Genomic DNA, 12,184 nt, shown 5'->3' with positions numbered 1-12,184 from the left:
ACTGCTCGCTAATAATTTTACTTGTGGCGCTAAGTTTAACCCAAGCGTTTCACGGTAAGCACATCTTTGATCTGCTCAATACGTGTCATGATACGCGATAGGCCATCCACATTGGTGACTTCTAAATGAAAGTCCATGATTGAGATCTGACGTTTATAGTCGTTACGGCTCTTCATGCTCGATACTTTTACCTTCTCGTTAGCAAACAAGGTGGTAATGTCTTTGAGCAAACCACTGCGCTCTAGGGCTTCAATTCGTACCGTAATGATATAAGAACCAACAAAGCCACTGCCCCACACCGTATCAATAATACGCTCTGGTGCGTGATGGCTGAGCTCTTCTAGTTGTTCACAATCAGCGCGGTGTACTGAAATGCCTCGCCCTTGGGTGATGTAACCTTTGATTTCATCTCCTGGGATCGGCTGACAGCATCTAGCAAGGTGGGTCATCAAATTATCGACCCCTTCAACCACTACGGCATCTTTCTTAGGTCGACTATGCGCTTGTGCTTTACTTTCCGACTCTTGCAGTCGTTCCAGTACTTGTTGGTCTTCTTCTTCCGCCGTTGGCTTGTTCACCAGTGCATTAATGTGGTTAACGATCTGGTTGATGCGCAAGTCGCCACTGCCTACGCCAACAAACAGTTCGTCGGCAGTATTTACGTTAAAACGCTTCAGCGCATACCGCTCGGCATCTTTAATCGTTGCACCAATCTTTTGCAGTTCGGCTTCTAGAATTTCACGCCCCGCTTCAAGGTTTTTCTCGCGGCTTTGCTTGCGGAACCAAGCATTAATTTTAGCGCGGGCTCGGCCTGAGTGTACAAAACCTGTGGTTGGGTTTAGCCAATCTCGGGATGGATTAGGCTCTTTGGCTGTGATGATTTCAACTTGATCACCCATGGCCAATTTATGAGTAAATGGCACTATGCGGCCACCCACTTTTGCACCAATACAACGGTGACCCACTTCAGAGTGAATGTGGTAAGCAAAATCAAGCGGTGTTGCACCCATTGGCAGGTCAACAACATCACCTCTTGGGGTAAACGCATAGACACGGTCATCAAATACTTGGCTTCGAAGCTCATCGAGCATTTCGCCAGAATCTGACATCTCTTCTTGCCAATCGAGCAGTTTACGCAGCCAAGTGATCTTCTCATCATAGCCACTGCGACCACCGCTGCTGCCCTCTTTGTATTTCCAGTGCGCAGCAACACCTAGCTCCGACTCTTCATGCATCTGCTTAGTACGGATCTGGATTTCAATAGTTTTGCCTTCAGGGCCTAAGATCACCGTATGGATAGATTGGTAGCCGTTAGGTTTAGGGTTTGCAACGTAGTCGTCAAACTCACTCGGTAGGTGTTTGTACTTGGTATGCACCGTACCTAGTGCGCCGTAACAGTCTTGAAGCTTGTCGGCGATGATACGCACCGCCCGCACATCAAACAGCTCATCAAACGCTAAGCCCTTTTTCTGCATCTTACGCCAGATACTGTAGATATGTTTTGGGCGACCACTCACCTCTGCGTTGATGCCAGAAACATTCATCTCGGAAGTGAGGTCATCAACAAAGTCTTTGATGTATTGCTCACGCACAATACGGCGCTCAGAGAGCTGTTTGGCAATCTGCTTGTAAGTCTCAGGATGCTGATAGCGAAAGGCGTAATCCTCGATCTCCCACTTTAACTGACCAATGCCAAGGCGGTTCGCTAGCGGGGCATAGATGTTGGCACACTCTTTGGCTGCAGCACGGCGTACCTCATCTGGGGCTTTTTTCACCTCAATAAGGTTACAGATACGCTCGGCAAGCTTGATAACTACGCAACGGAAATCATCCACCATAGAAAGCAACATACGGCGCACATTATCCACCTGCGAGGATGCAGCGGAGCCTTCCATCGTCACGTTAAGCTGACCGATAGCCGCCATCTCATCGACGCCTTCCACCAACTTAACGATCTCTTTACCGTAAGCTTCTTGCAAGTATTCAGAATCCATCACGCCTGAACTTGCTAACGGAAACAGCTGCGCAGCAACCAAAGTTGCTTTATCCATCGATAGCGTGATTAAGATTTCAATCATCTCCCGACCACGCCATAACAGAAGTTGCGCCTGCTCGTTCCCTTCGAGCAAGTCTTCGCACTGACGGTAAACTTTGATCAGCTTATTGCTGGTTTTACCGTCTTGCCCCAAGCTTTTCACCCAAGACTCTAGTTCGAACTCTTCTTCTGACGTTAAGTGTGCGCTTCTTACTGCGACCATTTTTTCCTTATCCTTTTATTAACCACCGCTATTGATAGCTGTGGTTTTATTATTCTACTGCTTCCTAAGCAGGTTTTCGCAAATTGTACCACTAACCAGCGGTTATTTAACGAATAATGCCATGCTTTCTAGATGACTGGTTTGTGGGAACATATCCAGCATCCCTAGACGCTCAAGCCTGTATCCCTGATTGAGCAAACTTTGACTATCTCTGGCTAAGGTTGCAGGGTTACAAGAGACATAGACTATCGCTTTAGGGTTAAATTCCCCTAGCTGTTCGATCACGCCTTGAGCACCTGCTCGGGCAGGATCGAGCAAAATTTTATCAAACTGAGACTTTGCCCAACTTGCCTCAATCAATGGCTCTTCAAGGTTGGCTTGATGGAACTGACAATTGCTTAATTGATTGAGCTTAGCGTTGGCAGTGGCTCGCTCTACCATAGCGTCTACTCCTTCAATACCCACCACGGATTGGGCTAGTTTTGCCAGAGGTAGGCTGAAATTACCTATGCCACAGAAGAGATCGAGCACTTTCTCTTGAGGCTGAACATCCAACCAAGCCAAGGCTTGAGACACCATCTGTTGATTGACAGTTTGGTTTACCTGAATGAAGTTATTGGGAGTAAACTGCTGTTTAGTACCGACCTCTTGGTAATAAGGCACCTCACCACACAAAAGCTCTAGCTTTCCAGCTTCTGGCACCAAGTAAACCGTTAGCTGGTTTTCTTGCCCATAGTCAATCAGTGCTTGGCGATCTTTGGCTTTTAAGTCACCTGCATGACGCAGTAAAACCACACGTCCTGAATCCGCTTTCACCAGCTCTAAATGGCCGAACTTTTCTGGATTGGCAAAACCCTTTAATAGCTCATGCAACGGCACAAGCAGTTCATTAAGCTCGCTGGCTAAGACTGAGCAGCTATCAATATTAATGATCTGCTTACTCGCTTTACGACGAAAACCAAACATCAATTGCTTGGTTTTCTTATCCCAAAGCAGTGCGATACGAGTTCTGCGGCGATAGCCCGTCGTTTTGCTGACAATCGGTTCGCTCAGAGTGAGTGTTTCACCCGCAAACTTTCTCATCAGATCAGAAAGAGATTTTTGCTTGTAGCTAAGCTGAGCAGACTCTTCAAGGTGCTGCATGTTACAACCGCCACAACTGTGGTAATGACGACAAACTGGCTTGATGCGTTCATCGCTTGGCTTAAGCACCTTGATAAGGTTTGCTTTGGCGAACTTGCTCTTTTGCTCCGTCAATTGCACCAGCACTTCTTCGCCGGGCAAAGCACCTTCGATGAACACGGGTTTATTGTTAAGGTGAGCGATACCTGCTCCGTGGTGATCGAGTTTATTCACCATGACCGCTTGGTGTTTGGTGTCAATTTGCTTCTTTTTGCTCGGCTTATAAATACGCGCCATATTAGATATTGCCTATTACTCAGTGCTAGTTTATCCGCCACTATCACTATTTAATCGTGTGGCGATTGTGGAACGACTCAGGTTTGATTAAGCTAGCCGCTTGATCTGCTCAGATTTTGTTGAGCTGCGCATACTAGACGGTTTCTCTTCCAGCAGCTATACCTTGCTTAAGGTTTGATGCCCAAGCGCGTATTTTCCCACATTCAAACAGTAATGAGAACATGACCCGATACGGCTTAAGAGCACGTGTAATTACATTAACCCTAGCACCGACCCTGATCATCGGTTTGCTTTTGAGTGCTTTTTTTACCTCCAACCGCTACAACGACCTTGAATCTCAGCTTATTTCGACCGGTTTGAGCGTGGCTGAACCCTTGGCTATCGCCAGTGAGTACGGTATGACGCAACAAAGCCGTGAAGCGGTTAGACGGCTGATCAGTTACGCTCATCGTAAGAACTCTGACATTATTCGCAGTATTGCGGTGTTCGATTCAAAACATGAATTGTTTGTTACCTCGAACTTTCACCCTCGATTTGCCGCTTTGACCTTTCCGCCTGAACAGCCAATCCCATTACTCAGTACCATTGAGTTGGTCGATACTAACTTGATCATCCGAACTCCGATTTTGGCGGAAGGTCAGTTTGCACCGGGCCAAGGAGGCAGCACTGAACTAAACCAAGCATTGGGTTACATCGCCATTGAGCTGGACCTTTCAGCGCTTCGCTTGCAGCAATACCAAGAAATTTTTGCCGCCCTACTAGTATTAGCCTTGGGCCTCGGCCTATCAGGGGTGTTTGCCTATCGCCTGATGCGTGATGTGACCTTACCGATCACTAACATGAAAAACATGGTTGACCGTATTCGCCGTGGGCACCTTGATGTGCGAATTGAAGGCAAGATGCATGGTGAGTTGGATTCACTCAAAAACGGTATCAACGCCATGGCGATGTCACTGTCTGAGTACCATGTTGAAATGCAGCACAGCATCGACCAAGCTACCTCGGATCTACGAGAAACCCTTGAGCAGCTTGAGATACAAAACGTTGAACTCGACATTGCTAAAAAGCGTGCTCAAGAAGCGGCGAGAGTGAAATCAGAGTTCTTGGCTAACATGTCCCACGAGTTGCGAACCCCGCTTAATGGTGTGATTGGCTTTACCCGTCAGATGCTAAAAACTCGCCTTAGCCCTAGTCAGGAAGATTATCTTGTCACTATCGAGCGCTCGGCCAACAACCTACTGAGCATCATCAACGATATTCTCGACTTCTCCAAACTCGAAGCAGGTAAACTCGCACTCGAAAACATCCCATTCGAGTTCCAAGAGTGTCTTGAAGAAGTGGCGGCGCTACAAGCAACCAGCGCCCACGAAAAAGGGCTGGAACTCACACTTAAAATTGATCCTAAGATCCCAGCAGGTTTGGTTGGTGATCCACTACGTATCCAGCAAATTTTGACCAACTTGGTCGGTAACTCGATCAAGTTTACCGAGCGCGGCAACATCGATATCAGCGTTGAGCTTCGTTCACAAAAAGAAGATGCCATCGAGATCCAGTTTATGGTGCGTGATACCGGGATCGGGATCTCGGAGCGCCAGCAAGCTCAGCTATTCCAAGCCTTTAGCCAAGCAGATGCCAGTATCTCTCGTCGTTATGGCGGCACAGGGCTAGGTTTGGTTATTACCCAGAAACTGGTAGGTCAGATGGGCGGTGAAATCAGCTTGACCAGTCGTCTGCACCAAGGTTCTACGTTCTGGTTTACCATCCGCGTTGCCAGCAGTGATATTCCGATGTCAGCGGATGTAGATACCAAATACTTTAAAGGCAAACGCTTATTGCTGGTTGAGCCAAACATGCAAGCCGCATCCGTGGTTCAGCAGCAACTCAGCCAAGAAGGCATTGTGGTAACCTATCGCTCTAGCTTGCCAGAAGCCATTGATAAACATGACTTTGTATTACTTAACTTGTCTCCAAATCAAAAACACCCGTTGGAGAAAGTGGAGCAATGGGTCAATCGAGCCATCGAGTTAGGCTCAAGAGTCGTTGTAGGCTTGCCAAGCAACGAGCTTGCGCTGGCCGAGCATATTGCCGCCCAAACCGATGCTATTAGTATCACCAAGCCGCTTTCACGCCGTAAGTTACTGATGAGCCTGATGACAGAAGACGCTGAGTGGCATGAACTGCCAGCAGATGAACCCGTTATTGAATCTGAGCGATTGCCGCTAAAAGTCATGGCGGTTGATGATAACAAAGCGAATTTAAAACTCATTTCTGCCCTGCTGAAAGAACGTGTTGAGCACGTGGTCACCTGCAACAATGGTGAAGAAGCGGTGCGGGAAGCTCAGCAGCAAGCATTTGATATTATCTTGATGGATATTCAAATGCCGAAAATGGACGGAGTCACGGCGTGTGAAGAAGTTAAGAAAACGACCCTTAACTCTCATACCCCTGTAATTGCGGTTACCGCTCACGCCATGGCAGGTGAACGAGACCGACTGCTTAACGCGGGTATGGATGACTACCTAACCAAACCGATAGAAGAGCACGTCTTGCAACAGGTTCTTGTCCATTGGAGCCCGCATACAAGCGAGCAGCAAGTGGATAAACTCGAGCTGGATAAAAACGCCTTTGCAGCGCCTGAAGAAAGTGCACCACAAAGCATTGATGTGATCATTGACTGGCCTCAAGCACTGAAACAGGCTGCCAATAAAGAAGACCTTGCCAAAGAGATGCTTCAGATGCTGGTGGATTACATCCATGAGGTGAGTGATTTTGTTGAGACCCTGCTCGATAGTGAGGAGCAAGACGGCGATCAACTCGTCCACCATATCCACAAACTGCATGGCAGTTGCTCCTACAGTGGTGTGCCAAGGCTTAAACAGCTGTGTGCATTGATTGAAAAATCGTTACGCTCAGGCGAATCCATCGAGGCTGTTGAACCTGAGTTATTTGAGCTACAAGATGAGATGGAGAAAGTCTTAGCGGCGGCAAAACCTTACATTGGTGATGAGTAAGCTTAATCGTTAACTTCCTAACTGGGCGTAATGGCACACACCATTGCGCCCATTTTCTTTTACGTAGTACATGGCTTCATCAGCATCGCCCACCAACTGTTCGAAAGTCGCACTCTCGACCAAGCTATGGCTGATACCAACACTACAGGTGACCCTAACACTCACTTCACTAGAGACAGAAATAGGTTCTGAACACACCTGAACGATTTTTTGCGCAATCCACTGCATTTGCTGTTTATCGTATTGCTCAACGACCATCATTACCAGTAGCTCATCACCACCTAAGCGTCCTACTTGATGCCCCATATCTAAAGGCAAATTAAGCAAGCGGCCAGCGATGGCTTGTAACACTTTGTCACCTGCTGCATGGCCATACTGATCGTTGACAGGCTTAAAACCATCTAAGTCAATCAGCATCACCACGACCGCCCCTTGCTGATATTGCTCAAGTACTTGAGTAATATAACGCTCACAACCAAGGCGATTAGATAGCCCTGTTAAGCGGTCTTCTATCGCCAGCGAAAGAGTATCTTGCTCACGCTGCACCCGAGCCGTGATATCGTACATAATGCCTTCGATAAACCATTCACCTGTTTTGTCGTCTCGATACGCCGACAACAAAATATGTACCCACTGCTCAGGGTGATACTTTTTGTTTATCCTCAAATCGCCAGCGGCGACATCTCCGCTCGACATGGCCTGCTCAGAAAGCGCCCATGCGGCATCAGGGTCATCAAACACCAATTTAAAGAAAGGCTGACTTTCCAGCAGAGCCAGCAGCTCATAGCTTTCTTGGATCAATCGACCAAATAAGGTTGGGTTCTTGTGGATCAAACAGCCATTTTCATCCAGCACCAAGATCCCCACCTGAGTGGTATCAAAAATGTGGCGATAATGCTGCTCCATTTTTTCTATGGTCGAGCGCAGCTCTCGTTCTGTCTCCAACGCTTTGGCTGAAGATTCAACAAAGTGATTGATACTCTGAGTGACCAAGTTAACTTCATCTTGCTGATTATCACCACGTATTGGCAACTTTTCCGCTTTACCTGGTTTTACTTTCGCTAGATTTTTTGCCAAAGATTGCAATGGGAAACCCACGATATGACGAGCTGCAAATACCAATGCAAAAACCAACACCATGATTTGTACCGATAACACGACTAGCTGGATCATGACCTGCTTTTGGGTGAGTTCATCGATATAACCCTGATTGATGTCAAGTTCGAGATAACCAATTACACTGGCATCAATAGGAGAATAAAGTGGATATTGAGTGGCAGGTTGGCTTGGCTGAGGCTGATTGGAAGCTTTGGATGCACTAAAGCTAACTACTTCATCAATACTTCTTAAACGCACACCTAAAAACTCGTCATGTAATAGCAGCGCATTCATCACCTCATTGGCAATTTCTGGATTATCGACAAATACTGCAATTGAAGCTGAGTTAGTGACAGTAAGCACTAACTTTTCTTCAGTTTCTTTTACAGTGTCAAAGGCCTTATCCATATAAAACACCGACAAAAAGCTCGCCGCTATCAGCAGGTACAACCCTGCAAATAGTGCGACAGTAAGTAGTAGGCGGTTAACTAAAGATCCTTTATTCATTTAATTCTTAATCGTTAAAATGACTTTCACATCCACATCTTGTGGCTCAATTAAACTGTAGCTGAGGGTCTTGGGGTTTTCTTCTAGTACCTTCCACAACTCGTCATCAGAGTCGATTACCTGAGGCAATAACACTCGCCCAGAAAACTGCAATTTTGCCCAGTACGCATTAACCTGGCTAATACTCATATTGGTCAATGATTCAAAAAATGCCGAGCGCTCCTCTTCCCCACGGTCAAGTATCGTCACGGGGCAGTCCAGTAATGCTTTTTTCTTACCAAGATAGAGGGCCGTAAGATCAGACTCAGAAATATGTTCAAGCTCACTACTGTTATGTACCACGACATAAATCTCCCCCATAGAGAAGGGAGAGAGCAGTAAGGTAAGCAGCAAGGTGAACACTTTTCTCATTGTGTCACCTTAAAATAGGAAGGAGAGTGCGACCGAGTAGGTCTGCACTTCCCTTGCTGATAAATCATCCCCCGTTTGGGTCGCCCATAGACCAAACCCACCATCTGAAATAGAGGTCCAATCCGCTTGCGCTTTAAGGCTGGTAGTTGGGGTAATATCCCAGCGCATACCAAGCGAGAGTGTTTGCTGTTCTATCATTTTGCTGTTGGCCGCCAACACTGTTGTATCTTGCAATCCTCCCAACTCAGCCGAAACTAACGACCAGTCTTGCTGCTCTTCAATTAAATCATTGGCACGTTTAAACTTAGAGCCGATCAAGTATGGCGTAAAATCACCAAAACGATGCCCAACCAACAAGTAACCTGCCCAGCCATTTGCTAGCGCAGCCCTGTCCGTTTTGACCCGTACCAACTCGGTGGAAGTCAACCAGTTACCATCATTAAACTCAACCCCAGCGTGGTAGTAGTGAACCGTGCTACCACTCACCTGCAAGTTGTCATAGAGATAAACTGCTTCTTCACTGATAGGCCCAAGGTTACTTTGCTGCACGGCTTCCAACGCTTGGTGAAGTTGCTCGACTTGATAGGGAAAATCACTCGATGCCGATAAGCGAGCATAAGATACCCTCGCTGTCCAAAATGGCTTGCTGGCCGATAAACTGACAGAAAAAGCAGGCGAACCTTTAAACCTTACCGGGCTCGACTCTTCCACCAGATCCGTCGCCACTTCTGTGTGACCAAACTGTCCAGTCAATGCCCAGTCCAATTCGCCATAATAGAATCGATAAGTGGCATCAATGCCGTCGAGACTTGGCAGGGGTGCCCAGCCATACACTTCCATCGGTGGACGAATCCAAGTATGGGCAAAATCGACCGAGCGAGTATCGGTATTTAGAAAGGTATCAAAGCCAATTCGACCCAGACGAAAATTCAATGTTTCATCGTAATCGTAAGCAAAAAAGGCGAGTTTGAGACCATCGAGCACCTCATCCCCAGCTCTATCTTCTAGCACGTATTGAGTAGTGAACATCCAGCTTGAATCTGACACATAACTGGCTTGAACTCCCAAGCGAGAGTCAGGGAGAAATGAGCCATTGGTCGTGTGGTCAGCTTTTTGAGTCATGTCGCCAAGAAAGCCTAGGCTATCGCTGTTTTCATAGACGTAGCCTAGGTTGCCAAAACCAGAAAAAGACCAATTTTGAGCGAAGCTATTGAAACTGACCGCCAGACCAATCCCCACCGTCAATATATGGCGGCGGAAAAAATTCGCTCTGGAGCTCGAAATATGGCAAAGGGTCATAGAAACCTTGGTTAGAAATGGGTCGCATCATTCTTGATAGTCCTAACAAGAGTGTAGACCATCAACCAAGGTTGTAAGGAAAAATGAGAGAAGAAATCAAACGATTTCGACGAGGAAAGTCACAAAGATTCAAAGACTTTCAAAAATCACACTCGCCATTGCATAATGACGTTCATCACTGATAGAAAGGTGAATGCTGTTGACTTGTTTAAGTTCTGCCAACTGTTTTGCTTTACCCGTTAACCTCAACAAAGGTTTTCCCAAATCGTCATTTGAGACGATAAAGTCATGAAAAGTAACGCCCTGTGCAATACCTGTCCCTAGCGCTTTTGAGGCGGCTTCTTTGGCTGCAAAACGCTTGGCCAAAAAACGGGCTTTCTGTTTGGTATTTTGGAAGGCATCGAGTTCAGACGGCGCCAAGATGCGCACAGCAAAGGCTTCTCCACTACGGTTAAGAGCTTTTTCTATGCGTTCAATTTCGCTGATGTCTGTGCCTAGTCCGATAATTGCCATGAGATGTGATGTTCGTAATGTGCAAAACTACTCTCCCCCCCTTTCTAAGCGGCCTGCGCTTCGGGGGGAGCTGAAGGGGATTCTGAGAACTCTTACCTCTAGCGATAAACTGTAAGTATATTCAGAACCCCTCCCAGCCTCCCCTTGGAAAGGGGAGGAGCTAAGAAAACTGCCCTCTCCCGTTAAAGAGAATTAACGGCGAGCCTCAACCATAATGGCTTTCATATCAGCAACGGCTTTGCCCAGACCATCAAACACCGCACGGCCAATGATTGAGTGGCCGATGTTTAGCTCGTAGATTTCTGGCAATGCAGCGATTGGGCCGACGTTGTGGTATGTCAGACCGTGGCCTGCATTAACTTTGATGCCAATACTGTCAGCGTAGCTTACGCCAGCGGCAATTTTCTTAAGCTCATCATTTTGCGCTTCTTCAGTTTCTGCATCGGCGTAATGGCCAGTGTGGATCTCGATAAATGGTGCACCACAATCTTTAGCGGCATCAATCTGAGCTCGGTCAGCATCGATAAATAACGATACCTTAATGCCAGCTTCAGATAATGTCTTAGTGGCAGCTTTTACTTTTTCAAGCTGCCCCACTACGTCCAGGCCACCTTCAGTGGTTAGTTCTTCACGCTTTTCAGGCACTAGGCACACGAACTCTGGTTTGGTTTGCAGCGCAATGTCTACCATTTCATCGGTCACTGCCATCTCAAGGTTCATACGAGTTTGGATAGTTTCACGCAGAACACGCACGTCGCGGTCTAGAATATGACGACGGTCTTCACGAAGGTGAATAGTGATACCGTCTGCACCAGCACGCTCAGCCATTTCCGCTGCGTGAACAGGGTCAGGATACTTAGTACCACGAGCGTTGCGCAGTGTTGCTACGTGGTCGATATTAACCCCTAAAAGAATAGAACTCATTTTCCAATACTCCGTGTGCGAGGAATAAATAATTCCCTGCTTTTTAATGGTTTTCCGCCCAGATATGGTTTCAGGGCGATTCTTGTAAATCGTTTGGCTGCTTGTAGCTGCTCTTTAGTCAAAAAACGTCGCTCGCTTATTGCGATCAGCTCGTCACCTTTAAAGGTGAGGTTATCGCGTCTGACGCTGGCAATAAACCCTTTCTGTTCTCGATAGCGATATGTCATATCAGGATCGATGGGTTCACCTGTACCCGCACAATGCATCATATCGATGCCATAGCCCATAGCAGTCAGCAGAGCGAGCTCAAATCGGCGCAGAGCTGGCTCTGGGTTATCCGCTTGTGCCAGCTCGGTCAGCGCATGTAAATAATCAATAAACAGCGCAGGATATGGCGTTTCACTTTCTAGCACTCTCCCCAGCAGTTCATTGACATACATGGCCGAGTAGAGGCAAACACCAGTTAATGGCAGGCCAAGGCTTATCGGCTCAGCTTGGCGCAAGGTGCGCATCGAGCCTTTACCGCCCCACTTCATCAGTAGTGGCGTGAATGGTTGCAGTGCCCCTTTAAGGTTAGAGCGCTTACTGCGAGCGCCTTTGGCCATAATCGACATACGGCCATACTCTTCGCTGAAAACATCTAGGATCAGGCTGGTCTCGCTATACGGACGGCGATGGAGAACAAAACAGCGCTGTAGACCTTCGGAAGAGCTTGGGTTCATGGGATGACTTTAAAAATTTAAG

The 12,184-nt window shown here is 47.1% G+C and carries 9 protein-coding genes; 1 reads left to right on the top strand and 8 read right to left on the bottom strand.

The window, feature by feature from the left end; genetic code table 11:
- Positions 1–35: 35 nt before the first annotated feature.
- Positions 36–2,258 (bottom strand): GTP diphosphokinase, encoded by a 2,223-nt coding sequence (relA, locus tag J4N39_RS02180; RefSeq protein ID WP_252021512.1) that lies wholly within the window; start codon positions 2,256–2,258, stop codon positions 36–38.
- Positions 2,259–2,360: 102 nt separating this feature from the next.
- Positions 2,361–3,677 (bottom strand): 23S rRNA (uracil(1939)-C(5))-methyltransferase RlmD, encoded by a 1,317-nt coding sequence (rlmD, locus tag J4N39_RS02175; RefSeq protein ID WP_252021510.1) that lies wholly within the window; start codon positions 3,675–3,677, stop codon positions 2,361–2,363.
- Between the two features lie 221 nt (positions 3,678–3,898).
- Between rlmD and barA the strand changes: the two genes are divergently transcribed.
- On the top strand, positions 3,899–6,688 hold the full coding sequence (gene barA / locus J4N39_RS02170) for a two-component sensor histidine kinase BarA (protein ID WP_252021508.1): 2,790 nt from the start codon (positions 3,899–3,901) through the stop codon (positions 6,686–6,688).
- 9 nt (positions 6,689–6,697) lie between these two features.
- Here the strand turns inward: barA and J4N39_RS02165 are convergent, their stop codons facing one another.
- From J4N39_RS02165 to recO, 6 genes are all read right to left on the bottom strand, one after another.
- Positions 6,698–8,293 carry a sensor domain-containing diguanylate cyclase gene (locus J4N39_RS02165; protein WP_252021507.1) on the bottom strand — a complete coding sequence of 532 codons (1,596 nt, stop codon included), beginning with the start codon at positions 8,291–8,293 and terminating at the stop codon, positions 6,698–6,700.
- Positions 8,294–8,704: a hypothetical protein gene (locus J4N39_RS02160; protein ID WP_252021504.1), complete on the bottom strand. Its 411-nt coding sequence runs from the start codon at positions 8,702–8,704 to the stop codon at positions 8,294–8,296.
- Between the two features lie 9 nt (positions 8,705–8,713).
- Positions 8,714–10,003 carry a hypothetical protein gene (locus tag J4N39_RS02155; RefSeq protein WP_252021502.1) on the bottom strand — a complete coding sequence of 430 codons (1,290 nt, stop codon included), beginning with the start codon at positions 10,001–10,003 and terminating at the stop codon, positions 8,714–8,716.
- Positions 10,004–10,132: 129 nt separating this feature from the next.
- Entirely contained in the window at positions 10,133–10,516 is a 384-nt protein-coding gene (acpS, locus tag J4N39_RS02150) for a holo-ACP synthase (RefSeq protein WP_252021500.1), read from the bottom strand.
- Between the two features lie 192 nt (positions 10,517–10,708).
- On the bottom strand, positions 10,709–11,440 hold the full coding sequence (pdxJ, locus tag J4N39_RS02145; RefSeq protein ID WP_252021498.1) for a pyridoxine 5'-phosphate synthase: 732 nt from the start codon (positions 11,438–11,440) through the stop codon (positions 10,709–10,711).
- Positions 11,437–12,162 carry a DNA repair protein RecO gene (recO, locus tag J4N39_RS02140; protein WP_252021497.1) on the bottom strand — a complete coding sequence of 242 codons (726 nt, stop codon included), beginning with the start codon at positions 12,160–12,162 and terminating at the stop codon, positions 11,437–11,439. The genes pdxJ and recO overlap by 4 nt, the downstream gene beginning before the upstream one ends.
- Positions 12,163–12,184 lie beyond the last annotated feature (22 nt).

This window comes from Vibrio sp. SCSIO 43136, assembly GCF_023716565.1.
In the GTDB taxonomy this organism is placed as follows: domain Bacteria; phylum Pseudomonadota; class Gammaproteobacteria; order Enterobacterales; family Vibrionaceae; genus Vibrio.
This window is presented reverse-complemented; position numbering and strand designations above follow the sequence as displayed.